A 23567-nucleotide genomic window follows, 5' to 3' on the forward strand; every position below is an offset into this window, starting at 1 on the left:
ATCGCGCGGATCGGACAATTGATAAAGCCTATTGGTCATATTCTTGGGCCACATTCCTGGGAGGGGATCATGCCGCTCGATACCTTAGACAAAGTGCAGACCCTCGACGATCTGACGAGCGCTGCCGCCGAACGTAATTTGACACCTGGCTGGATCAAGCGGTCGACCCCTATTCTGTGGCGCGAGCCGCGATCGGCCTTCGTGCCGTATCAATGGACCTGGCATGACGCCAAGGCCGGGCTCGACAGCGCCGCGCGCCTGATCGGCACGGATTTGGCCGAGCGCCGCAATCTGGTGATGCGCAATCCGATCGACAGCAATGATTTCGCCACCCTGCGCACGCTGGTCTGCGCCTATCAGACCATTCTGCCTGGCGAAGTCGCCAGTTCGCATCGTCATGCACCGCATGCCTTCCGGGTCATCCTCGATTCCCACGGCGCCTGGTCGATCGTCGATGGCGAGAAACATCCGATGGAAACCGGCGATGTGGTGTTGACGCCGGGCTGGAGCTGGCACGGCCATGGCCACGACGGCAGCGCCCAGGCCTATTGGTTCGACGGGCTCGACGTGCCGCTGGTCCATCTGCTCGAACCGATGTTCTTCGAGGAACATCCCGAAGGTCTCGAACCGGTGAAGGCGGTGACACCGGACTCGCCGTTCCGCTTCACTTGGGCCGCCACGCAAAAGGCGCTTGATGCGACGCGGCCCGACAATGAAGGCCATTTCGGCCGCCGCATCGTGCTCGATACGCAGACGATGCCGACCATCACCATCCATATGCAACGCTGGGACAGCGGTTTTCACAGCAAGCCCTATCGCTGCACGGCCAATCAGATCTTCATCGTCATGCAGGGCAAGGGCTCGTCGAAGATCGGCGGCAAGACATTCAACTGGAGTTTTGGCGATACGATCGCCGCGCCGTGCTGGTCAACGATCGAGCATCAGGTGAGCGAGGATGCGGTACTCGTCAGCATGAGCGACGAAGCGTTGCAACGCTGGAGCCGTATGTGGCGCTTCGAGGAGCTCTCATAGGTGTTGAGAAGCTCTCGGTTGTCATTCCCGACGCGCGAAGCGCGAGCGGGAATCCAGAGCGAGTGGTAAAGCGCAGCGCTATTGCCGCGAACGACATTCTACAACTTGCTCTGGATCCCCGCTCAGCCGCTGCGCGGCTGTCGGGGATGACACCAAGAGCCAAGCCTTTCAAACCCTCGCCTCACTTCACGAAGGGCATCACTTCCTTGCTGAACAGACGCGCCGAGGCGATGGCCTGCTCGTAAGGCAGGTTGTGGAAATTCACCTGCAGTGAAGCGATCTCGAAACCGCCGACTTCCTCGTTGTAATTGGCGATCATCTCGCGCAGGGTCTTGGGGTCGCCGACCCAGATGGCGCTCTTCTCCACCTGTGTCTCGAAGGTTTCCGCACGCAGGCTGGCGATGATCTTGCCGTAGTTGGGATAGTCCTTGGAATCGAGTTCGCCATCCCACTCGCTGGCGGAATCGACCACCGCCTTGAGATATTTATTGATCGGGTCGCGGGCGATCTCATAGGCTGCCGCTTTCGATTCATGGCAGTACATGTGGAAGGCCAGCATCACCTTGCCTTTGCCCGGATGCCCGGCGGCTTTCCAGGCGGCGCGATAGCGCGCCAGCAACGGGCGCAACGTCTCGCCGACCAGCGGGATCGCCATGATGCTGTAGCCCATGCGGCCGGCAAAATCGAAACTCTCAGGCGTCGCCAGCGCGGCAATCCAGAACGGCGGACGCGGCGTCTGGGTCGGACGCGGCAGCGAGCTCACGCGATCGAGCTTGTGGAACTTGCCGTCGTGGCTGACGGTCTCCTGCTCCAAGAGCAGGCGGATCTGTTCGATGCCCTCATCGAAGCGACCACGGCTCTCGTTGACCGAGATGCCGAAGCGGGCGAACTCATGCGGCAGAAAGGCGCGGGCAAAGCCGACTTCCATGCGGCCGCCCGAAATGGCGTCGAGCATGCCGATCTCGCCGGCGAGCTTCATCGGATTGTTGAATACCGGCAGCACGGCGCCGGTGAGCAGCCGCGCCTTTTTGCTGCGCATCGCCGCCGCCGACAGGAAGACGATCGGATTGGGGCTGTAGCCGCCGTAGGGGCGGAAATAATGCTCGACGATGCGGATCGAGGTGAAATTCAGCGCATCGGCCTCGTCAACGATGCGCAGGCTTTCGCCGAAATAGTCAGCAGCACTTTTTTCATCCGGCCCAATGCTCGGAAAAAACTGCAATCCAAATTCCATGGCGCTCTCCCTCCCCCAGTCGCCTCCCCCGAGCCGACAATTAATCCGTGTACGGATGAATGAGCTTCCTCCCCGCCCACACGTTTGTCAAGCGACTGGATTGGGCAAGCGACTGGATCAGGAAAATCCCACCCAGGAGCTTTTCCGGTTCCGATCACAGCGGAGGCGAGCCTCGTTTTGCTCTGTCGCTTTTTCTTCACACGAAGCGCTATTCTTCACGACAATCGCGCCCCGCACGAAAAAGCGCCAATTCGCGAAATCGGTTTGAGCGGTTTTGATGTGGGTCAAAACCGCCATAAAGTTAGTGTGTCTAGGTCGGAATCTGTTATCTGCGTCAGCAGACATTCCAGTCCGCTCGCCGGCATGAGCTTTTCAGGCGACCGGACAGCACGGGAGAGCTGTCATGAAGGGTGCGGCGAAAGCCAGCAAGGCCAAGAAGGAAAAGGAATACGCTGACATTCCTGGCACGATCGTTTTCGATGCCGATCAGTCACGCATGGGCTACAGCATCAACATGTTCTGCATGTCCTTGCTGAAAGCCGAGAACCGCGAAGCGTTCAAGGCGGACGAGAACAAATATCTCGACGGCTACAAGCTGACCGCCGACCAGCGTGAGGCGATCCTCAACCGGCAGTGGAACCGCATGCTGGAACTTGGTGGCAACATCTATTTCACCTCCAAGCTGGGCGCGACCGATGGGCTGTCGTTCCAGCAGGTGGCGGCGAAAATGACCGGCTCCACCCAGCAGGAATATGCCGACATGATGCTCGCCGGCGGCCGCTCGGTGAAGGGCAATCGCAGGAAATCGGAGTGGGAAAAGAAAAATGGCTAAGATTGTAGCAGGCGTCTGCACATCGCACGTGCCGGCCATTGGCGCGGCGCTCGATCTCGGCAAGACCGAGGAAACCTATTGGAAGCGCGTCTTCTCAGGCTACGAGCACTCCAAGCGCTGGATCGAAGAGGTCAAGCCGGACGTCTGCATCGTCGTCTTCAACGACCATGCGACGGCGTTCTCGGTCGATGTCGTCCCGACCTTCGCGCTCGGCTGCGCCGAAGAATTCATCCCCGCCGATGAAGGCTGGGGTCCGCGCCCGGTGCCAGTGGTCAAGGGCCATCCGGAGCTCGCCGCCCATATCGCCCAGTCGGTCATCCTCGACGAATTCGACCTCACCGTCGTCAACAAGATGGATGTCGATCACGGCCTGACCGTGCCGCTGAGCCTGATGTTCGGCCAGCCGGAAGAATGGCCGTGCAAGATCATTCCGCTGGCGGTCAATGTCGTGCTGTTCCCGCCGCCGACCGGCAATCGCTGCTTCCACCTGGGTGAAGCGATCCGCAAGGCCGTCGAATCCTACCCTGAAGACCTCAAGGTCGTGGTGTTTGGCACCGGCGGCATGTCGCATCAGATCTCCGGCCCGCGCGCCGGCCTGATCAACAGCAAGTTCGACAAGAACTTCATGGACAACTTCTCCGATCATCCGGAAAAGCTGACGGCGCTGCGCCACGTTGAATATATGCGCGAGGCCGGTGCCGAAGGCATCGAAATGGTGATGTGGCTCGTCGCCCGCGGCGCGCTCAACAAGAACGTCGAGGAAGTCTACCGTTTCTACACGGTGCCGGCCTCCAACACCGCTGTCGGCCATCTCATCCTTGAGAACCGGCCCGAAAAGCGCAAGACCGCAGCCAAGGCCAAAACGGCAAAGACCAAGTCCGCCAAGGCGAAGTCGGCCAAGGCCAAGTCTGCAACGAAGTCTTCGGCGCGGGCCAAGCCAGCCAAAGCCAGCCGCACCAAGAAGGTGCTGGCGGTGCGCGCCAAGGCCGTAGCTCCGGCCAAGAAGGTCAAGAAGGCTGCAGTCAAGAAGCCCGCGGTAAAGAAGGCCGCGAAAAAGGTAGCGAAGAAGGCGGCGAAAAAAGCCCGTCGCTAAGCTGAATCTTTAAACGACATTCTGCGCCGGCCGCCCCTCGCGGCCGGCGCATTGCTTTGAGGCGCTTGAAACGACATGCTGCCCCTTTGGCACTGGGGGGGAGCGCCATGAAACAGTGGATTACCAGCATTGCTGTGGCCATCGGCGCAGTGGTTTCGACCACGGGCTTCGGCCAAGCTCAGGATTTTCCAACCCGCGAGATCCGTGTCGTTTGCGGCTTTCCAGCTGGCGGCGGCGCGGACATCATGTGCCGCTTCATTGCCAAACAGCTTCAGGCCATCTCCGGCAAGACCTTCATCGTCGAAAATCAGCCAGGCGCCGCCGGCAATCTGGCCCATGGCTATGTGGCGCGGCAGAGGCCGGATGGCCATGTGATTTATCCCGTTGGCGGCAGCACGCTGGCCGCCAGCCTATCCTTGTTCAAACAGCCACAGGCCGATCCGCTAAAGGATTTCGACTATCTCGGCTCGCTGTTCAAACAGGCCTGGTTCGTCACGGTCGATGCCAAGAGCCCCTACAAGACGCTGCCGGAGCTGACCGCCGCCCTCAAGCAGAAAGGCAGCAAGGCCTCGTTCGCGACATCGACCACCATCGGCAATGTGATGGGCGAAATGTACAAGCAGATCGCCGGCCTCGATGCGGTTCAGGTGCAGTACAAGACCATGGGCGACAGCCTGAACGACCTGCTCGGCGGCAATATCGATTACATGGTCGCCGATGCGCCCTATCTGATCGGACAGATGAAGGCCGGGCGGCTACGGGCGCTGGCCATCGGCAGCGGCGAACGCATGAAGTCCGTCCCTGATGTGCCGACGATGACCGAAGGCGGCGTGCCCGGCATCGACCTTTTGACCTGGTGGGTCGTGGCGGTGCCAGCCGGGACACCCCAGCCGGTCAAAGACAAGCTCTCCGGCTGGGTCAATGAAATGGTGCGGATGAAGGAGACGGAGGATTTTTTCGCCGCGACCGGCTCCGACACCTTCGTGCTGACACCGAAGGAGATCGACGCTTTTCTGCGCATCGAGATCAAGAACTGGGCCGATTACATCAAACGCGCCCGTATCGAACCCATGTAGCGGATGTAGCGAAGGGAGCGCCGTTGCCAGCGCTCCCTCTTCTTCTTCTTATTCCTTAGCCTATTAGTCCTTGGTGACGATCAGCGCGTCGAGCGCGGTGACGCCCTGCCCGCGCGGATGCGCGAACACCGGGTTGATGTCGATCTCCATGATCTCGGGCACGGTGCGCATCAGATTGCCCACCTTGACCGCGACTTCCGCCACAGCCTCGACATCGACGGCCGGCGCGCCACGGAAACCGTCGAGTAGCTTGGCGGTCTTGAGCTTGTAGAGCTCCTGGACGATCGCTTCCTTGGAGAGATCGGGCGGCAGCAGGCGCACGTCGCCGATGGCCTCGATCAGGATGCCACCGATACCGACGACGACCACCGGGCCCCAGACCGGGTCCCGGCGTGAGCCGACGATGAACTCGAGCCCCTTGGACGACATTTTCTCGACCAGCACGCCATCGAGCTTCAGGCCGGGCTGATAGCGCTCGACATTCTCGTGCAGGGTCTGCCAGGCTTTGCGCACGCCCGCCTCGTCGGCGATGTTGAGGAGCACGCCACCGGCTTCGGTCTTGTGCGCCAGCTTCGCCGCCTGGGCCTTCATCACCACCGGATAGCCGATGCGCGCGGCAACCTTCACCGCGTCATCGGCGGTGCGCGCCAGATCGCCGTCGGGAATACGGATCCCGGCAGCTTTCAGCGCCAGCTTGCCGACCCACTCGGCCTGCGTGCCCTTATCGAAGGTCGGCAGACCGCTGACCGGCTTGGCTTCAACGGTCATCTTGGAGCGAGCGACCGCGCGACCGTGGAAGGTCACCTGCGCCATGGCGCGCATGGAACGCTCCGCCGAGCGGGAGATGATGATCTTCTTCTGCTTGGCCTTTTCGATGAACTCCGGCGGCAAGGGCGAACGCTCGCCAAGGATGGAGAACACCACCGGCTTGCTGCTGCTCTCAACCGCGGTAACGATGCCGTTGAGATATTTTTCCGCCAGCACCGGCGGGCCGATCGGGATCGAAATGACCATGCTGCCCATGGCTGGATCGTCGAGCAGCGCCTGGGCGCCCTGGCCGACCAGCTCCGGCTGCCACACTGGCTGGGTCGTCAGATCGAGCGGATTGCGCGGCGTGGCGAAGGACGGCATCACCTTGCGCAACTCCGCTTCCTGCGGCGCCGACAGCGGCGGAATGTCGAGGTCGAGCTTCTCCAGGAAGTCGTGCGCAAGGGCGCAGAAGGCGCCGGAGAAGGTGAGGAAGCCAGGCCCCTTGACCGGCGACGTCGGATAGCGCGTGGCGATCTCGGCCGCGTCAATCAGCTCGTCGATCGTATCGACGAACATGATACCGGCATGGGTGACGAGCGTGCGCATGACCGCATGGTTGCCTGCCAGAGCGCCGGTGTGGGAATTGACGGCGTCACGACCTTTGTCGCTTGAGCCCGGATGCACCATCAGCACCGGCTTGCCGGCCGCCATGGCGCGGCGCGCGGCGGCCAGAAAGGCTTCCGGCTGACGCACTTCCTCGACATAGATGATGATCGAAGCGGTGGTTTCGTCCTCGACGAAGAAGTCGACGAAATCGGCCAGGCCAACGCCGGCCTCATTGCCCGACGACAGATTGTAGCTGACCGGAATATCGCGCTGATCCAGTGCCTGCCGGATATGCGCCATCAATCCGCCGCTCTGCGATATGACGGCGGCGGCGGAGCGCGGCTTGGCTTCGATCTTCTGAACGAGCGTCGCCGAGACGAAGAAGGCGTTGAAACCGGTGATGAAGTTGGAATAGCCAAGGCAGTTCGGGCCGAGCAGTGCGACATTGCCGTCACGCGCGATCTTGGCCAGCTCGTCCTGCTTCTCGCGCTCGCCGACTTCGGCGAAGCCGGAGGCGAAGATCACCGTGGCCTTGACCTTGCGGCGGACGCAGCCTTCCATGGCCTCCTTCACGCCAACGGCCGGCAAGGTGAAGATCGCCAGGTCGACGCCTTCGGGCAATTCGTCGATTTCCGTGAAGACCTTGCGGCCATCGATCTCGCCGCCGCTGCGGCCGACCAGATAGATATCCCCCGCAAAATTGTTGGTCGTCAGATTGGTCAGGGCATTCATGCCTGCTGAGCCTGGTTTCGACGAAACACCGATGATCACCACCGATTTCGGGCGCATGAAATATTCCATGACCGCGGCGCCGCTTACTGCTGTCCCGTTACCCAAAGCCGTTTCTCCCATCTGAGGTCGACCACCGGTTCATCGGCGGCCAGATGCCTGAAATTATTGGCGAAGCTCGCACCCCGAGGTGAGACAGACGGTCCGTAATCGGCCGGCTTTCGCCCCTCGCAGCCTGAAACTCGTCGAAACCGGTTTCCATTTGCCGGGCCTCGGGCTCCGAGTCAACTATATCAGCCTCCTTGCGATTGTCTTCGACTTGCGCAATTGTGCCGCCCACGGCCAAGGAGGAAATATGACCGACCAACTCGTCACCTATGAACTCGAAGACGATATCGCGCTGATTGGTTTGAACCGTCCCGACAAGCGCAATGCGATCAACGACGAGACAAACCGCCAGCTGCGCGCGGCCCTGACCCAGGCGAATGAAGAGGCCAAGGCTGGCGTCATTTTCGGTCATGGCGACAATTTTTCCGCCGGCCTCGACCTGGCCGAAGCACTCTCATGGATCAACGCCGATCCGTCGGCCAAGCGGCGGCGCCGTGGCCATTGGCACCCCACGCTCGACATCATGGCGCGCGGCGGCGTGCCGTTCGTGGCGGCGCTCAAGGGCGCCTGCATCGGCGGCGGCTTGGAAGTGGCTTCGGCCGCGCATATCCGCGTGGCCGACGAGACGACCTTTTTCGCTCTGCCTGAGGGACAGCGCGGCATTTTCGTCGGCGGCGGTGGCTCCGTGCGCATTCAGCGCCTGATGGGCTATGCGCGCATGGCCGACCTGATGCTGACCGGCCGCGTGCTGACCGCCGAGGAAGGCGAGAAGTACAACCTCTGCCAGTACGTGACGCCCAAGGGTGAATCGCTGGAGCGCGCCAAGTCGCTCGCCAAGCGCATCGCCAAGAACGCGCCGCTGACCAATTGGGCGATCTGCGCCTGCCTGCCGCGCGTCAACGACGCCGCGCATGAAGACGGCCTGTTCATGGAAACCCTCATCAGCCAGGCGGTGAGCAGCACGCGCAGCGAGGAAGGCCTGAAGGCTTTCGTCGAAAAGCGCGCGGCGCGCCTTGTCGAGCCGGGCAAGTCCGGCGACGAAGGCTAAACCGACCATTGGCGACGGGCCGGCATAGGTCCGTCGCAAAAGTGTTTGAGGGAGTGAACCATGGGAATGCAGGACACTGCGATCGTCGGCTTTGCCGAAACCAAGATCGTCGAAAAGTCCGATCGCGACGTCTGGGAGCTGGGCGCCGAAATCCTCGAAGAGCTACTGAACCGCACGGGTTTTGAAAAACAGGAAATCGACGGGCTGATCCTGTCGTCTTCGATCACCGGCTCGGGCAATTGCTTCTGGTCGCAGACCACCGCCGACCAACTCGCGCTGGAAGTGGACTTCTGCCAGACCGTCGACATCGGCGGCTGTTCGCCGACAGCGGCCCTCGCCCGCGCCGCCATCGCCATCGATGCCGGCCTTTGCACCACGGTGCTCTGCCTTTACGCCGATACGCAAGCGGCGGAAAACAACGCGCGTCCACGCGGCTTCCAGCAGGAATGGCAGGTGCCGCAAGGGCTGCTCGGGCCGCCGACCTCCTTCGGTTTCATCAGCAACCGCTATGATCACCAGTTCGGCCTCGACCTCAGCGCGCTCGGCAAGCTCGCCGTGGCGCAGCGTGACGGCGCCCTGCTCAACGATCTCGCCTGCGAGAAGCTGCGCAAGCCGATCACCGTCGACGACTACATCAATTCGCGGTTGATCGCCGATCCGGTGCGTCTGCTCGACAGCGTCATGGTTTGCGATGGGGCGAGCGGCCTGCTCGTCACCAGCAAGAAGAATGCGGCGCGCAAGGGGCTGACCAAGATCGTCACGCCGATCGGCTATGGCGAGCGCAGCACCTATCGCGCCAGCGAAAGCATTGTCGATGTCACCGACACCGGCCATCGCGTTGCCGGCGCGCGGGCGTTCAAACAGGCAGGCCTGGCGGCGAAGGACATCGCCTCGATCCATCCCTATGACGACTTCATCATCGCCATCATGCTGCAGTTCGAAATGCTCGGCTTCTGCAAACAGGGCGAAGGCGCGGCGTTCATTCGCGAACATGAGTTCAACCACCTCGGCGATCTACCGCTAAACACCGGCGGCGGCCAGATTTCCGCCGGCCAGTGCGGCCTTGCCGGCGGCGGCACCAATCTCATCGAGGCGGTACGTCAGCTCTTCGGCGAAGGCGACAAGCGCCAGGTGAAAAATACCAAGAACGCGCTCGTCACTGGAATTGGCGGCATTCCCTATGCCCGCAACTGGAGTTCCAGCGTCGTCATGATCTTGACGCCCAACGGTTGAGGAAAGCCTGATGAACACAATCAACCAGACGATCAACGACACCCTCCACATCGTGCGCGATCCGCCCAAGTGGCGCTCGTTCTCGAAGCCGTTCTGGGACGCGACGCGCGAGAAGAAGCTCGTCATCCAATACGATAAGGAAGTCGGCAAATATCAGTTCTTCCCGCGCCCGACCTCGATCTACACGGGCAAGAAGAGCAATCTCGAATGGCACGAGGTCAAGGGCCATGGCGAGGTCTATTCCTATACGATCGCGCGACGCGCTCGCCCGCCCTTCCAGGGCCATGAACCGTTCTTCATCGCAGTGGTGAGCCTGCCCGAGAACGTCAATGTCATGGGCAATATGGTCAATTGCTCGATCGGGCAGATGAAGATCGGCCTGAAGGTGAAACCCTATTGGGCGCCGCTTTCCAACGGCACGCATCTTCTGATGTTCGAGCCGGAATGAACTCAATAAAACCAAAAAATAAAGCGGGCCAATGGCCCGCTTTTTTATTCTCGGCGTATGTCGCCGGCTAGATCGCGAACCGCTGCAGATGATAGTCCCGGTCGCCCATCATCTTTTCAAGAGCGGTCAGTCGGCGAAAGAAATGGCCGGCGATATATTCCATCGTCATGGCGATGCCGCCATGGAGCTGGATCGCGCCGCGACCGACCACCTGACCACAAGCATCGATCTGCGCCTTGGCGGCTGAAATCGCCTGGGCTCGCGCCGCCGGATCTTTCGCATCGGCCTGTTCAATGGCGAGGAACAGCATGGATCTGGCCTGCTGTTCAGCCATCACCATGTCGGCCATGCGGTGTTGCAACACCTGGAACTTGCCGATCGGCCGACCAAACTGCATGCGCGTCTTAAGATAATCCAGCGTCAAAGCATTGAGCGCGCCCATGGCGCCGAGCGCCTCGCAACCGACAGCGGCGGCGCCCCGATCGATGGCGGCTTCCAGCGGCGCAAGACCATCGTCTTCAGCACCGACAAGCGCGCTGGCTTCAACCTTCACACCATCGAAGGTCACTTCCGCCGCGCGCCGGTCATCGACATTGCGATAGGAACGAATGCTGACGCCTTCAGCCTTGGGATCGACCAAAAATAGGGAAATACCTGTCTTGTCGGCAGTCTCACCGGATGTGCGGGCGCTGACGATCAGCTTGTCGGCGGTATCGGCACCGAGCACCACCGCCTTGTGACCATCGATCACATAACCGGCGCCATCCTTACGGGCTTTCGTCGCCACATAGTTCAGCGCGTAACGGGACTGCGACTCGGTGTAAGCCAGCGTCAGCAGCATGTCGCCACTCGCCACCTTCGGCAGGATGTCGTGCTTCTGCACTTCCCAGCCCACCGCCGCGATCAGGCCGGCGCCGAGAACCACCGTCGAGAGATAGGGTTCGACGACGAGGCCTTTGCCAAAGCTTTCAAGGACGACAGCGACATCGGCGAACGTACCGCCGCTGCCGCCCTGCTCTTCGGGAATCTCGACACCGAGCAGGCCGAGATCGGCCAGCTCTTTCCACATCTTACGCGAGAAGCCATCTTCCGAAGCGACGATCTTCTGCCGCTCTTCGAAGCCATAGCGGTCGCGCACCAGCCGGTCGGCCATGTCACGCAACATCGTTTGCGTTTCTGTCGCAACAAAGTCCATGCCGCTCAAAGCCCCAATGATTTTGCGATGATGTTGCGCTGGATTTCGTTCGATCCGCCATAGATCGTCACGACGCGCGTCGAAAGATAGGTCGGCACCAAAGCCGCCGCTTCATCCGGCCCGATGTAATCCATATTGCCGAGGCCAACGCCGCGGTTGGGATCAAACGGCAGGGCATAGGGACCAACGGCATCGATCAGCAGTTCCGTCAGGGTCTGCTGAATTTCCGAGCCCTTGATCTTGAGCAGATTGGCTTCGACGCCGGGCGAACCCTGCTGCGCCAGAACGCGCAGAGCCGTGATTTCCAGCGCCAGCAGGTCCATTTCGACCTCCGCCACCTTGGTGCGGAACGCCGCATTGTCGAGCAGCGAGCCACCGCCTGTCGCCTGTTCAACCGCCAGCGTCTTCAGCATGCGCAATTCGCGCTTTGACTGACCGATGCGGGCAATGCTGGTACGCTCGTGGCCGAGCAGCAGTTTGGCATAGGTCCAGCCCTTGTTGACCTCGCCAACAAGGCTTGAAGCCGGCACGCGGACATTGTCGAAGAAGGTCTCGTTGACCGAGTGGCCGCCATCCATGGTGATGATCGGACGCACGGTGATGCCGGGCAGCGACATCGGGAAGACCATCATGCTGATGCCTTCCTGCGCCTTGGCCTCTGGATCGGTGCGCACCAGGCAGAACATCATGTTGGCGAACTGGGCATAGCTGGTCCAGGTCTTCTGGCCGTTGATGACCCATTCGTCGCCGTCGCGCATCGCCCGCGTCTTCAGCGAGGCGAGATCGGAACCGGCGCCGGGCTCGGAAAAGCCCTGGCAGAACCAATATTCGAGGGTGCGAATGCGCGGCAGGATTTCCGCCTTCTGCGCATCGGAGCCGACATGAAAGAGAACCGGCGCGATCATGCTCTCGCCAAACGGCACCGCGGGCGGCGCGCCCTCTTCCGACATCACGTTATCGAAGACATGCCGTTGCAAGGGCGTGAAGCCCGGGCCGCCATATTGCTTCGGCCATGCCGGACAGGCCCAGCCGCGCTCGCACAATTTACGCTGCCAATAGATCTGGGCGTCAGGAGACATCTTGGCGTGGCGGACAACCTTGTCCTTGATCTCCGGTGGCAATTCGGCGCGGGCGAACTCCCGTACCTCCTCCGCAAACTTCTGCGCTTCGTCCGGATATTTCAGGTCCATCCTCGTCCCCGTTCCCGTGAATGTTTTTCAAATAGACGCTGCCGAAGTTTTGCCTTCAATGCAAGTGTCCCTGACATATGTTTTCGCGTCTTTTTGCAAGGCCGCTATGCAAGCCCGATAGACCGCCCACAGCGACTGGTCTTATCGCCATGATCTTGCGTCTTGCCCCGCTCTGTTGCACCTTCGCCGCACAATGACCGACCGACCCCACGGTTCGGCAAGGGAAGGAAACGTACAATGCGCACAGCCGCCATCGGCTTAATCGTCGTTGCTCTCGCAGCTGGCACAGCCAAAGCTCAGTCACCAGAAGACTTCTACCGTAACAAGACGATCGACTTCATCGTTCCCACATCGCCTGGCGGCGATTACGATCTGCGCTCGCGTCTGGTCGCGCGTCATTATCCGCGTCTCATGCCCGGCAATCCGAATGTGGTCGTGCGCAACATGCCCGGCGGCCTTGGCGTCGCAGCGGCGAACTGGGTGGCGAAAGTGGCGCCGCGCGACGGCACCGTCCTGCACATGATCTTCCAGAACATGCCGACCCTTCAGGCCATCGGCGCCAAGGAAGTTCAATTCGACGTGCGCCAGTTCGGCTGGATCGGCAATACGACGAACACACCCAATGTCATCAACTCCTGGCATTCGACCGGCATCAACAAGATCGAAGATGTTTATAACAAGGAACTCGTCGTCGGCGCGCCGGGCGCGGCTTCAAGCTCCTATGTTTATCCCGCAGCTATGAACGCGCTGCTCGGCACGAAGTTCCGTATCGTCACCGGTTATCCCGGCGGCAATGACGTGAACCTCGCTATGGAAAAAGGCGAGGTCGGTGGGCGCGGTTCCAACTCCTGGGCGTCGTGGAAGAGCGGCCATCCGCATTGGCTGGCGGAGAGGAAGATTAATATCCTTGTGCAGATCGGTCTCGAACGCGCGCCTGACCTGCCCAACGTGCCGCTGATCTGGGAACTGGCGAAGAACGATGAAGATCGCGCCGTGCTGAAATTCATCTCCTCCGACATCGGCATGTCACGCTCGGTCATCACCACGCCGGGCGTACCGGCGGAACGGCTGGCGGCATTGCGCGCCACCTTCGACAAGATGATGAAAGATCCGGAATTCCTGGCCGAGGCCGCGAAGACCAAGATGGACATCAGTCCGTCAACAGCGGCACAGACCCAGGCCGCGGCGGAATCCATGCTCGACGCGCCGCCGCAAGTGATCGCGCGCGCCAAGGCGTTGATCGAGGGGCCGGCGACGAGATAAAGCGCTCCGGTGTCATTCCCGACGCGGCGAAGGCGCGAGCGGGGATGACACCGAGATTTTCAATAGCCTGCAACGCTCTGCCATCAAACCCGCGCGAACTTACCCATCGCGCGATGCTCGGAGGTGATCTTGCGCACCGTGCCAGTGGCAGAGCGATAGATCACCGTCTCCGTCTCGACGATGTCGCCGGTCCATTTGACGCCGCGCAGCAAAGCACCGTCGGTGACACCCGTGGCGCAAACGATGACATTGCCTGATGCAAGCTCGGTCATGTCGTATTTCTTCTTCGGATCCTTGACGCCCATCTTGTAGGCGCGCTGGCGCTTCTCTTCGGTGTCGATGACGAGACGGCCCTGCATCTGGCCGCCGACACAACGCAAGGCGCCCGCCGCCAGCACGCCTTCGGGCGCGCCGCCGGTGCCGATATACATATCGATACCCGTGCTCGCCGCCTGAGCGGTGAAGATGACGCCCGCCACATCACCATCGGTGATCATGCGGATGCTCGCGCCAGCCTTACGGCAGGCGGCGATAAGGGCGGCGTGGCGCGGACGATCGAGGATGAGCACGGTGATGTCGCCTGGCTTCACGCCCTTGGCTTTGGCGAGTGCCCGTACATTCTCTTCCGGCGTCTTGTCGAGATCGACGACGCCCGTGGGATAGCCAGGCCCGATGGCGATCTTTTCCATATAGACGTCGGGTGCGTTGAGCAGCGAGCCGGCATTGGCGATGGCCATCACGGCGATGGAGCCTGGCATGTCCTTGGCGCACAGGGTCGTGCCCTCAAGCGGATCGACGGCAATGTCGACGGCCGGACCTGTACCGGTGCCGACCTTCTCGCCGATGAACAGCATCGGCGCTTCATCGCGCTCGCCTTCGCCGATGACGATGGTGCCGTTGATCGGCAGGCGATTGAGTTCGCGGCGCATGGCGTCGACCGCCGCCTGGTCCGCCGCCTTCTCGTCGCCGCGACCGCGCCATTCCGCCGCCGCGACAGCCGCTCGTTCAGTCACCCGGACAAACTCGAACGCCAGCATGCGATCGATAATGTCCTGCTCCTTGATGACCAATTCCACCATTGAACGCTCCTTGTGAACGCTCCGTGCTGGATCAGACAGAGCTATTTACGCTCGATGCGAATGACTTGCGGATGGCCGACAATGTAACCGTCGCTCAATGCCGCATCCAGAGCCGCGCGGATATTCGCTTCGGTAGTGGCATAGGTCAGCAGTACCACCGTGACAGGATCGCCGCTTGACGCGCCGTCCCTGCCACCGCGCGGCTTCTGCATGATGCTTTCGAGCGAAATCTTGCGTTCGGCCATGCGCGTGGCAATCGCCGCCGCCGCGCCGGTGAGGTCGGCGACCGACAGGCGGATGTAATAACCGCCCTCGTGACGCTGCATCTCGCGCCGCGGCGCTTTCTGCAATTGCGCCACCGGCAGGCCGAACGGCGCCGAGCGAATGCCGCGCGCCACATCGGCGATATCGGCAACAACCGCCGAAGCCGTGGCATCGCCGCCAGCACCAGGACCAACCAGCGTAAGTTCCTTCACCGCGTCGGCGTCGATCGTCACCGCATTGGTGACGCCCATCACCTGGGCAATCGCCGAGGTCTTCGGCACCATGGTCGGATGAACGCGCTGCTCGATACCTTCGGCTGTGCGCTGCGCCACGCCGAGCAATTTGATGCGATAACCGAGATCATCGGCGGCGGTCAGATCCTCGAGCGTGATCTGCTCGATGCCCTCGACATGGATCGCTTCGGAATCGACAGCGACGCCGAAGGCCAGCGAGGTGAGAATGGCGAGCTTATGCGCGGTGTCGAAGCCGCCGATGTCGAAGGTCGGATCGGCTTCGGCATAACCGAGGCGTTGCGCGTCCTTCAGGCAGGCGTCGAAGGAGAGCTTCTCGAGCTCCATCCGCGACAGGATGTAATTGCAGGTGCCATTGAGAATGCCATAGACGCGGCTGATCTCGTTGCCGGCCAGGCCCTCGCGCAAGGTCTTGACGATGGGGATGCCACCCGCGACGGAAGCCTCGAAGGCGAGCGCCACTTTCTTGGCTTCCGCCAACTGCGCCAATGCCACGCCGTGCTTAGCAAGCAGCGCCTTGTTGGCGGTAACGACAGGCTTGCCGGCCCGAAGCGCCGCTTCGACTGCCAGGCGCGCCGGGCCCTCATCGCCACCGATCAGTTCGACGAACAGATCGATGTCCGGCGATGTGGCGAGCGCCACCGGATCATCAAACCATTTGGCGCCGTTGAGATGGATGCCGCGATCGCGCGTCCGGTCCCGGGCCGCGACGGCCACCGGCGTGATCGTGCGTCCCGTGCTGGCGGCCAGAGAATTCGCCTGCCGTTCCAGCAGTCGGACGACGGAAGCGCCCACGGTACCCAGGCCAGCAATGCCAACACGCAAGGGAGTGCTCATGAAACTATGATCCAGACAGACAGCAGGCCAAACAGCCAGGAAAAGCGAAAGCCAAGAAGCGAACAGCCAAGCGGCGCTTGTGCCCCATTTCCCCCCGCCGATCAAGGAAGCGGCGTAGCCGTGGAACGGACAAATCCCAGACTAGGCCGAGCCCCTGGCCCAGCTTTTCCACCCGCGCCTATCCGACTGATATTGAAACCATTTCAAAACACAGCGGCCGGAAACGAAAAAAGCGCAGACGTCGGATCGACGCCTGCGCTTTGAATGTCATCGGAGCGCCCCGAGGAGGCGCTGACCAATCAGGCGGGTTTGCGCAACTGCACGACGTTGTGCAGCGTCTGGTCGGCAGAGTCGAAGAAACGGCGAATGCCGCGCGCCGCCTGGCGGATGCGCTGCTCGTTCTCAACCACGGCAAGGCGCAGATACTTGTCGCCATGCTCGCCGAAGCCAATGCCCGGCGCGACGGCCACGTCGGCCTTTTCGATGAGCAGTTTCGAGAATTCGAGCGAGCCGAGATGGGCGAAGCGTTCCGGGATCGGCACCCAGGCGAACATCGATGCGGTCGGCGGCTCGAAGTGCCAGCCGGCCTGGCCGAAGCTCTCCACCATCACGTCGCGGCGGCGCTTATAGGTCTGGCGCATTTCCTCGATGCAATCGTCGGGGCCATTGAGGGCCGCAGCCGCCGCCACCTGGATCGGCGTATAAGCGCCGTAATCGAGATAGGACTTCACGCGCGCCAAGGCGGCGAGCAGACGCTCGTTGCCAACGGCGAAGCCCATGCGCCAGCCGGCCATGGAATAGGTCTTCGACATCGAGGTGAACTCGACCGTCACATCATTGGCGCCCGGCACCTGCAGCACGGACGGCGGCGGATTGCCGTCGAAATAGACTTCCGCATAGGCGAGATCGGACAGAATGAAGATCTCGTGCTTCTTGGCGAAGGCGACGAGGTCTTTGTAAAAATCCAGGCTTGCGACCATCGCCGTCGGGTTGGACGGGTAGCAAACGACCACCGCGATCGGCTTCGGCGTCGAATGCTGGATCGCCTTTTCGAGCGCCACGAAATAATCCGGCGTCGGCTCGGCAGGAACCGAGCGGACGACACCGCCCGCGATCAGGAAGCCGAAGGCGTGGATCGGATAAGACGGGTTCGGGCACAAAACCACATCGCCCGGAGCGGTGATCGCTTGGGCCATGTTGGCGAAGCCTTCCTTGGACCCCAGAGTCGCGATGATCTGGGTGTCGGGGTTCAGCTTCACGCCGAAACGGCGCTCGTAGTAACCGGCCTGGGCCCGGCGCAAGCCGGGTATGCCCTTGGATGCGGAATAACGGTCGGTCCGCGGCTTACCCGCGGTTTCGACCAGTTTTTCGATGACATGCTTGGGAGCCGGCAAGTCCGGGTTGCCCATGCCGAGGTCGATGATATCGGCGCCGGCGTTGCGGGCCTGTGCCTTCAGGCGATTCACCTGTTCGAAGACATAGGGCGGCAGCCGGCGTACGCGATAAAAATCCTCAGACATCAGAGTGTTCCCGATTGGTGTGAACCCGACGACGAGCAAATCATCGCCGGATCGTCTTAAATATCACTTTCTTGTAGGCGTGCCGAGACCCGTATCGCAGGTCAGCACACAGGGCATCTTTTTCGGCTGGGCCTTCTTGATCGGCGGCGCCGAAGCCGTGCCGATCTGGCCCTGGAAGCCCTTGCGGCGCGCGATCTGGTCATGGCGGCGGCGGATGGAATCGAGGTCCGCTTCCTTGGCCCTGATCTGCTCGGGGGTCAGCACCGTGCGCTTGGGCTGGTCCGGCGGGGGGCCGACCGGCACGAAATACTGCTCCCGGCCGGTCCGGCGCTCCTTCATCCAGTCCGGCGCCTCAAGCGGGGTGGTGGTCAGGCGTGGCCCTTCCATCAGCGAGTCCAGCAGGCTGGTGCTTTTTTGCGGATGGGCGGGCGCCGGTTGGCCAGCGGCTTGCTGCGCATAAGCGCCGACGCTCGCGCCGGCCAGCAGCGCCAGCGCCAGAAGGATCGATTGCGGTCTACGGTGGTTGTTCATGTCGCGAAGCTGTAGCACTGTATCTATCCATTGGGGCTTGTATGCGTACCCAACCTATTGAGAATTGACTAAAGCATTCAATATTTCCGTATTGTGGTACAATGACGGCCTCGCCCGTCGCCTTTTTCCGGTCATGACATGACGACGCGGTCCAAAAATAAGCATTCAGGGAAGAAAAATACCGAATCCCCTCTTTTGGCGGTGACGCCGGAACCGGCGAGCCTGCCCTCAGCGGCTTCCCCGGCAACGTCGCTCGTCATCGAGGCGCAGCCCCAGCCTCCTACGGTCAAGCCCGAGGCGAATCAAGCCTTACCGGTGAAGCAAGCCTTGCAGAAGCAGGACTCGAAAGCCGGCGACGCGAACGATTTTCCGGTTCCGGACTTCGAGGCCCTGTCGCTCAACCTGGCGCGCGCCACTGAACAGACCGGCAAGGCCCTGGCCGCCTGGCTGAAGCCGTTCGAACAGGGCGAGACCGCCCCTGACACGTCCGGACAGGTGGCCGAGGCCGTGCGCACCTTTGGCGCCATCGCCGATTACTGGATGGCCGATCCGCAGAAGGCGATGAATGCACAGCAGGCACTCACCGGCTCGCTGTTCGAATTGTGGGGCTCGACCTGGAAGCGCATGTCCGGGGAACAATCCGTGCCCGTCGCGACACCCGACCCGGGCGACAAACGTTTCGCCGATCCGTCCTGGCAGGCCATGCCGGTGTTCGATTTCCTGCGGCAAGCCTATCTGATCTCGACCCGCTGGGCGAACGACATGATCGACCAGGCAGACACCATTGATCCGGCGACCAAGGAAAAAGCCGCCTTCTATCTCCGGCAGATCTCGGGCGCCTTGTCGCCTTCGAACTTTTTGGCCACCAATCCCGAGTTGATGCGCAAGACGTTGGCGGAGAATGGCGCCAATCTGGTGCGTGGCCTGCAGATGTTCGCCGAGGACATCGAGGCTGGCAAAGGCAATCTGCGCATCCGCCAGGCCGATGCCTCGAAGTTCGAACTCGGTCGCGACATGGCGACGACACCGGGCAAGGTGGTCTTTCAGAACGAGCTGATCGAGCTGATCCAGTACGCGCCGGTGACGCCGACCGTGTACAAGCGGCCACTGCTCATCGTGCCACCGTGGATCAACAAGTTCTACGTGCTCGACCTCAACCCCGAGAAGAGCTTCGTGCGCTATTGCGTTCAACAGGGGCTGACGGTGTTCGTCATCTCCTGGGTCAATCCGGACGAGCGGCACGCCAGCAAAGGCTTCTCGGCCTATATCCACGAAGGCATATTCGCCGCGCTCGACGCGGTGGAGAAAGCCACCGGCGAACGTCAGGTGACGACGATCGGCTATTGCGTCGGCGGCACGCTGCTCGCCATTGCGCTCGCCCTGATGGCGCAGCTGCGCGACAACCGCGTCAGCAGCACCACGTTCTTCACGACGCAGGTGGACTTCACCGATGCCGGCGATCTCAAATGGTTCGCCGGCGCCGAGAATATCGCCGCCATCGAAAAGAAGATGATGGAACGCGGCTATCTCGACAGCGCGCAGATGGCGACCGCGTTCAACATGCTGCGGCCGAACGAATTGATCTGGCAATATGTGGTCAACAACTACATCAAGGGCGTCGATCCGGCGGCCTTCGATCTGCTCGCGTGGAATGCCGATTCCACGCGCATGCCGGCGGCCAATCATTCCTACTATCTGCGCAATTGCTATCTCGAAAACAATCTGACGCGCGGCAAGCTGGAGCTCGATGGGCGTCATCTCGATCTCAAGGACGTGAAGATCCCCGTCTACAATCTGGCGGCGAAGGAAGATCACATCGCACCGGCACGATCGGTGTTCACCGGCGCCAAATTCTTCGGCGGCCCGATGCGCTATGTGATGGCGGGCTCCGGCCATATCGCCGGCGTGGTCAATCCGCCCAACAAGCCGAAATATCAGTTCTGGACCGGTGGCCCCGTGCAGGGCGCCTTCGAGGATTGGATCGCCCAGGCGACCGAAACCGCCGGTTCCTGGTGGCCCGACTGGATCAACTGGATCACCACCCAAGCGCCGGAAAAAGTCGAAGCGCGCGAACCAGGACAAGGCGCCCTGCCCGCGCTGCGCGAAGCGCCGGGCGAATATGTGCGGGTGAAATCCTAGGCGATCGCGTTCCCGCGATTTCGCCTGGGGTCTTTATTTCGACGCGTCTTTGTGGCGTTTGACGATTCCATCAAACTGCACGGCGCTGGGAAATGAACGAAAAAGATAAGATGCTGGCGGGCGCGCTTTACGATGCGTCCGCACCCGAGATTCAAGCCGATCAAGCAGCGACGCGCGCCTGGCTCGCGCGCTACAATGCGGCTGCGGCGCTCACCTCGGCCGAACGCCGACCGTTGTTGCGCGAGCGCTTCGGACAGGTTGGCAACAACGTCAACATTCGCCCGCCCTTCCATTGCGACTATGGCTACAACATCACCGTCGCCGATGATGTCTTCCTCAATTTCAATTGCATCATCCTCGATGTCGTCGCGGTGACGATTGGTCAGGGCACGCAGATCGGCCCTTCGGTGCAAATCCTCACCGCCGATCATCCGCGCGACCCTGCACTACGTCAGCAAGGATTGGAATTCGGACGGCCGATTCATATCGGCGCCAATGTGTGGATCGGCGGCGGCGCGATCATTCTGCCCGGCGTCACCATTGGCGACGATGCGATCATCGGCGCCGGCAGCATCGTTACACGCGATGTTCCCGCCGGCGCGACAGTCATCGGCAATCCAGCGCGGATCAAAGCCTGATCAAACAAAAGAGCCGGGCAATGCCCGGCTCTTGAGTTCGTCAGTCGCTTCGTCGCTATCAGTATTTGGCGACGACCGCTGCAGCCGGCGTATCCCAGCGATACTTCACGCCGACCGAGAGAATGTCGACATGGGCGCGCGTGTTCGCGGTGAACAGCAGCGGCGCGATGAAGCTCGGATTGCCCGGCCCGAGGAAGATATTGTCCGGCGTGCCGAAGATGTGGGTGTAGCCAACATCGAAGCTGATCCGCTCGTTCCACTTATAGCTGAAGCCGAGCGAAGCCCAGATGCGGTTGGTGTCAGGCAGGCGCACGGAGCGAACGGCCGTTGTGACCGGCGACCATTCGTAAGCGACGCCACCGCGGAACGTCCATTGCGGGCTGTAGTGATATTCGAGGCCGCCCGAAAGGAACCAGCCGTCGCGCCACATGTAGTTCTGCTTGGCGGCCGGAATGATGGTGCCGTTGAGGGCAAACACATCCGACGTCTTGAGACGCGACCAGTTGGTCCATTCGAGGCCGAGGTTGGCCGTCCACGGACCGTAGTCCTGCGAGACACCAAGGGTGACGGTTTCAGGCAGAGTCACCTTGGTGCGGATGGGGATGACGGCGGGGCCGCCCGCTTGCAAGCCACCTTCCAGCGCATGCGAAATCGCCGAGCGGAAGCCCAGACCGATCCGGGTGCCCTGCCACGGCGTCAGCATGATACCGGCGGTGACGCCAGCGCCGATGTTGTTGCCGGCGAGAATGTTCGAGCCACCCGGGCCGAAAGCAGCGGTGGAGCCACGCAGGCGCACTTCGAAATATTGAATCTGCGGACCGACGGCAATCGCCAGCCAATCATTGACCTTCCAGCCGACGACCGGATTGACGTTGAAGCTGACCACTTTCGACGTGGTGCCGTAAGCCTGGGCGCCCCAGATTTCCGAGGAACGGGTGGCGAGCCCGAACGGCGCGCTCGTGCTCAAGCCGAGATACCAGCGATCGTTGATCTGGTAGTTGGTGTAGCCCGACGCCAGGAAAGCAGGCTCGCCCACTTGGGCTCCGACCAGCGGCGTGACGTTCGGCAAGGTCGGGCTGATCGAGGCATAAGGCAGAATGCCGGTCGCGACCCACTCGCTGTTCCAGCCCGGTGTCTGCGTGACGGCAGCCGGGTTCCAGAACATGGACGACAGGCCGCCCGCGCCCGCACCAACACCCGCGAAAGACATGCCCTGCCCAGCGGCGCTCTGCTCGCGCAAGGCGAAACCGCCAGCCTGCGCAACCGACGCGGCCCCCAAAAGCGCGCCCGCTGCAACCGAAATCTGTAGAGCCTTCCGGTACCAATTGATCATCAACGTCCCTCCAAGGTCCGCAGCCGCCGCCGCAAAAACCTGACCGTCACACATATGGCAGAAATCACAATTATGACGCATTTTAGCGCCGGCTTTTGAGGGGAGGCAATGCAAACGGCTCGGGATTGGGCAAAGCGCTCGTTAGAACGGCGCTAATTCGATCCGCAGTTGCTTTTCGGCAACATTTCCGTATCCCAAAGGCAGGCGATAGACGCCGCTTATTGCCATGATCATGGCTGAGGAAACCGCCCCTACGAATCAACCAAGGAGAGGCTATGAAACTCGTTCGCTACGGCCAGCCCGGCAAGGAAAAGCCCGGCCTGATCGACGCCGCCGGCAAGATCCGCGACCTCAGCGGCATTGTCCCCGATCTGAGCGGAGCCCATCTCGGCCCGGACTCCCTGGCCAAGATCGCCGCCGCCAAAGCTGATCAGCTGCCGCTGGTGGAAGGCAATCCGCGTCTTGGCCCCTGCGTCGCCAAGCCTGGCAATTTCATCGCCATCGGCCTGAACTATTCCGACCATGCGGCCGAGGCCGGCGCGAAGGTTCCTCCCGAGCCAGTCCTTTTCAACAAGGCGCCGAACTGCATCGTCGGCGCCAACGACGACATCATGTTCCCGCGCGATTCCGTGAAGCTCGACTGGGAAGCGGAGATCGCTTTCGTCATCGGCAAGACGGCCTCCTACGTGAACGAAGCCGACGCCGGCAAACACATCGCCGGCTATTTCATCTGCAATGACGTGTCGGAGCGCGAATTCCAGATCGAGCGTTCGGGCCAGTGGACCAAGGGCAAGAGCGCGCCGACCTTCGGCCCGATCGGCCCGTGGCTGGTGACGGCGGACGAGATCAAGGATGTCGGCAATCTGGCGATCTGGCTCGACGTCAACGGCCAACGGCAGCAATCCAGCAACACCAAGAATCTCGTGTTCAACGTCAACTCAATCGTCAGCTGGGTCAGCCGTTACATGACACTCGATCCCGGCGACATCATCACCACCGGCACGCCGGCGGGCGTCGCGCTCGGCCGCAAGCCGCCGAACTGGCTGAAGGCTGGCGACGTGGTCACCCTCGGCATCGAAGGCCTTGGCGAACAGAAGAGCAAAGTGGTGGCGTTCAAGGGCTGAGGCCCTACCCCACA

At 61.6% G+C, this 23567-nt stretch carries 20 protein-coding genes; 11 read left to right on the forward strand and 9 right to left on the reverse strand.

Features of this window, described 5'->3' with window-relative positions; translation table 11 throughout:
- Positions 1–69: 69 nt before the first annotated feature.
- Entirely contained in the window at positions 70–1032 is a 963-nt protein-coding gene (locus BLW50_RS09345; RefSeq protein ID WP_090700726.1) for a cupin domain-containing protein, read from the forward strand.
- Positions 1033–1213: 181 nt separating this feature from the next.
- On the opposite strand, the gene BLW50_RS09350 is transcribed toward BLW50_RS09345, so the two are convergent.
- On the reverse strand, positions 1214–2266 hold the full coding sequence (locus BLW50_RS09350) for an LLM class flavin-dependent oxidoreductase (protein WP_090700729.1): 1053 nt from the start codon (positions 2264–2266) through the stop codon (positions 1214–1216).
- A gap of 403 nt (positions 2267–2669) precedes the next feature.
- Here BLW50_RS09350 and ligA point away from each other — a divergent pair, with 403 nt between their 5' ends.
- From ligA to BLW50_RS09370, 3 genes are all read left to right on the forward strand, one after another.
- Positions 2670–3098 (forward strand): protocatechuate 4,5-dioxygenase subunit alpha, encoded by a 429-nt coding sequence (ligA, locus tag BLW50_RS09360; protein ID WP_090700736.1) that lies wholly within the window; start codon positions 2670–2672, stop codon positions 3096–3098.
- Positions 3091–4191: a class III extradiol dioxygenase subunit beta gene (locus tag BLW50_RS09365; protein WP_090700739.1), complete on the forward strand. Its 1101-nt coding sequence runs from the start codon at positions 3091–3093 to the stop codon at positions 4189–4191. Before ligA ends, BLW50_RS09365 begins: the two co-directional genes overlap by 8 nt.
- 107 nt (positions 4192–4298) lie before the next feature.
- A complete protein-coding gene (locus BLW50_RS09370; RefSeq protein WP_090700742.1) occupies positions 4299–5267 on the forward strand; it encodes a Bug family tripartite tricarboxylate transporter substrate binding protein in 969 nt (322 codons plus the stop codon).
- A gap of 63 nt (positions 5268–5330) precedes the next feature.
- Here BLW50_RS09370 and BLW50_RS09375 read toward each other — a convergent pair whose 3' ends face one another.
- Complete coding sequence (locus BLW50_RS09375) at positions 5331–7412, reverse strand: acetate--CoA ligase family protein (protein WP_090708929.1); 2082 nt, start codon at positions 7410–7412, stop codon at positions 5331–5333.
- 295 nt (positions 7413–7707) lie between these two features.
- On the opposite strand from BLW50_RS09375, the gene BLW50_RS09380 reads away from it, so the two are divergent.
- From BLW50_RS09380 to BLW50_RS09390, 3 genes are read left to right on the forward strand one after another with little or no spacing between them, the layout of a single operon-like run.
- Complete coding sequence (locus BLW50_RS09380) at positions 7708–8508, forward strand: crotonase/enoyl-CoA hydratase family protein (protein WP_090708931.1); 801 nt, start codon at positions 7708–7710, stop codon at positions 8506–8508.
- Positions 8509–8568: 60 nt separating this feature from the next.
- Complete coding sequence (locus tag BLW50_RS09385) at positions 8569–9741, forward strand: thiolase family protein (protein ID WP_090700745.1); 1173 nt, start codon at positions 8569–8571, stop codon at positions 9739–9741.
- Positions 9742–9751: 10 nt separating this feature from the next.
- The gene (locus tag BLW50_RS09390) at positions 9752–10189 is read left to right on the forward strand and encodes a Zn-ribbon domain-containing OB-fold protein (RefSeq protein WP_090700748.1); all 438 of its coding nucleotides are present in this window, start codon (positions 9752–9754) and stop codon (positions 10187–10189) included.
- Between the two features lie 67 nt (positions 10190–10256).
- On the opposite strand, the gene BLW50_RS09395 is transcribed toward BLW50_RS09390, so the two are convergent.
- Positions 10257–11384 carry an acyl-CoA dehydrogenase family protein gene (locus tag BLW50_RS09395; protein WP_090700750.1) on the reverse strand — a complete coding sequence of 376 codons (1128 nt, stop codon included), beginning with the start codon at positions 11382–11384 and terminating at the stop codon, positions 10257–10259.
- Between the two features lie 5 nt (positions 11385–11389).
- Positions 11390–12574: an acyl-CoA dehydrogenase family protein gene (locus tag BLW50_RS09400; RefSeq protein WP_090700754.1), complete on the reverse strand. Its 1185-nt coding sequence runs from the start codon at positions 12572–12574 to the stop codon at positions 11390–11392.
- Positions 12575–12811: 237 nt separating this feature from the next.
- Between BLW50_RS09400 and BLW50_RS09405 the strand changes: the two genes are divergently transcribed.
- A complete protein-coding gene (locus BLW50_RS09405) occupies positions 12812–13837 on the forward strand; it encodes a Bug family tripartite tricarboxylate transporter substrate binding protein (protein ID WP_090700757.1) in 1026 nt (341 codons plus the stop codon).
- An 83-nt stretch (positions 13838–13920) separates the two neighbouring features.
- Here the strand turns inward: BLW50_RS09405 and glpX are convergent, their stop codons facing one another.
- The 4 genes from glpX to BLW50_RS09425 all read right to left on the reverse strand — a co-directional run bounded on the left by glpX (position 13921) and on the right by BLW50_RS09425 (position 18337).
- On the reverse strand, positions 13921–14916 hold the full coding sequence (glpX, locus tag BLW50_RS09410; RefSeq protein ID WP_090700761.1) for a class II fructose-bisphosphatase: 996 nt from the start codon (positions 14914–14916) through the stop codon (positions 13921–13923).
- 41 nt (positions 14917–14957) lie between these two features.
- Entirely contained in the window at positions 14958–16268 is a 1311-nt protein-coding gene (locus BLW50_RS09415; protein WP_090708933.1) for a homoserine dehydrogenase, read from the reverse strand.
- 299 nt (positions 16269–16567) lie between these two features.
- Positions 16568–17788, reverse strand: a complete 1221-nt coding sequence (locus BLW50_RS09420; RefSeq protein ID WP_090700765.1) for an LL-diaminopimelate aminotransferase — start codon at positions 17786–17788, stop codon at positions 16568–16570.
- Positions 17789–17851: 63 nt separating this feature from the next.
- Positions 17852–18337: a hypothetical protein gene (locus BLW50_RS09425; RefSeq protein WP_139267546.1), complete on the reverse strand. Its 486-nt coding sequence runs from the start codon at positions 18335–18337 to the stop codon at positions 17852–17854.
- Positions 18338–18646: 309 nt separating this feature from the next.
- Here BLW50_RS09425 and phaC point away from each other — a divergent pair, with 309 nt between their 5' ends.
- Positions 18647–20458, forward strand: coding sequence for a PHA/PHB synthase family protein (gene phaC / locus BLW50_RS09430; RefSeq protein ID WP_244544186.1), 1812 nt, complete (start codon positions 18647–18649; stop codon positions 20456–20458).
- 92 nt (positions 20459–20550) lie between these two features.
- Positions 20551–21096 carry a sugar O-acetyltransferase gene (locus tag BLW50_RS09435; protein ID WP_139267547.1) on the forward strand — a complete coding sequence of 182 codons (546 nt, stop codon included), beginning with the start codon at positions 20551–20553 and terminating at the stop codon, positions 21094–21096.
- A gap of 58 nt (positions 21097–21154) precedes the next feature.
- Here the strand turns inward: BLW50_RS09435 and BLW50_RS09440 are convergent, their stop codons facing one another.
- Positions 21155–22429, reverse strand: a complete 1275-nt coding sequence (locus tag BLW50_RS09440; protein ID WP_090700775.1) for an OmpP1/FadL family transporter — start codon at positions 22427–22429, stop codon at positions 21155–21157.
- 275 nt (positions 22430–22704) lie between these two features.
- On the opposite strand from BLW50_RS09440, the gene BLW50_RS09445 reads away from it, so the two are divergent.
- Positions 22705–23553: a fumarylacetoacetate hydrolase family protein gene (locus BLW50_RS09445; protein WP_090700778.1), complete on the forward strand. Its 849-nt coding sequence runs from the start codon at positions 22705–22707 to the stop codon at positions 23551–23553.
- The last annotated feature ends 14 nt before the right edge of the window (positions 23554–23567 follow it).

The sequence above is a fragment of the Beijerinckia sp. 28-YEA-48 genome (assembly GCF_900104955.1).
Taxonomy (GTDB): domain Bacteria; phylum Pseudomonadota; class Alphaproteobacteria; order Rhizobiales; family Beijerinckiaceae; genus Terripilifer.

Excerpts from the sequence above, each read along its gene's own strand:
- BLW50_RS09345 (WP_090700726.1), top strand. The coding sequence starts at position 70 with ATGCCGCTCGATACCTTAGACAAAGTGCAGACCCTCGACGATCTGACG.
- BLW50_RS09350 (WP_090700729.1), bottom strand. The coding sequence starts at position 2,266 with ATGGAATTTGGATTGCAGTTTTTTCCGAGCATTGGGCCGGATGAAAAA.
- ligA (WP_090700736.1), top strand. The coding sequence starts at position 2,670 with ATGAAGGGTGCGGCGAAAGCCAGCAAGGCCAAGAAGGAAAAGGAATAC.
- BLW50_RS09365 (WP_090700739.1), top strand. The coding sequence starts at position 3,091 with ATGGCTAAGATTGTAGCAGGCGTCTGCACATCGCACGTGCCGGCCATT.
- BLW50_RS09370 (WP_090700742.1), top strand. The coding sequence starts at position 4,299 with ATGAAACAGTGGATTACCAGCATTGCTGTGGCCATCGGCGCAGTGGTT.
- BLW50_RS09375 (WP_090708929.1), bottom strand. The coding sequence starts at position 7,412 with ATGCGCCCGAAATCGGTGGTGATCATCGGTGTTTCGTCGAAACCAGGC.
- BLW50_RS09380 (WP_090708931.1), top strand. The coding sequence starts at position 7,708 with ATGACCGACCAACTCGTCACCTATGAACTCGAAGACGATATCGCGCTG.
- BLW50_RS09385 (WP_090700745.1), top strand. The coding sequence starts at position 8,569 with ATGGGAATGCAGGACACTGCGATCGTCGGCTTTGCCGAAACCAAGATC.
- BLW50_RS09390 (WP_090700748.1), top strand. The coding sequence starts at position 9,752 with ATGAACACAATCAACCAGACGATCAACGACACCCTCCACATCGTGCGC.
- BLW50_RS09395 (WP_090700750.1), bottom strand. The coding sequence starts at position 11,384 with ATGGACTTTGTTGCGACAGAAACGCAAACGATGTTGCGTGACATGGCC.
- BLW50_RS09400 (WP_090700754.1), bottom strand. The coding sequence starts at position 12,574 with ATGGACCTGAAATATCCGGACGAAGCGCAGAAGTTTGCGGAGGAGGTA.
- BLW50_RS09405 (WP_090700757.1), top strand. The coding sequence starts at position 12,812 with ATGCGCACAGCCGCCATCGGCTTAATCGTCGTTGCTCTCGCAGCTGGC.
- glpX (WP_090700761.1), bottom strand. The coding sequence starts at position 14,916 with ATGGTGGAATTGGTCATCAAGGAGCAGGACATTATCGATCGCATGCTG.
- BLW50_RS09415 (WP_090708933.1), bottom strand. The coding sequence starts at position 16,268 with ATGAGCACTCCCTTGCGTGTTGGCATTGCTGGCCTGGGTACCGTGGGC.
- BLW50_RS09420 (WP_090700765.1), bottom strand. The coding sequence starts at position 17,788 with ATGTCTGAGGATTTTTATCGCGTACGCCGGCTGCCGCCCTATGTCTTC.
- BLW50_RS09435 (WP_139267547.1), top strand. The coding sequence starts at position 20,551 with ATGAACGAAAAAGATAAGATGCTGGCGGGCGCGCTTTACGATGCGTCC.
- BLW50_RS09440 (WP_090700775.1), bottom strand. The coding sequence starts at position 22,429 with ATGATCAATTGGTACCGGAAGGCTCTACAGATTTCGGTTGCAGCGGGC.
- BLW50_RS09445 (WP_090700778.1), top strand. The coding sequence starts at position 22,705 with ATGAAACTCGTTCGCTACGGCCAGCCCGGCAAGGAAAAGCCCGGCCTG.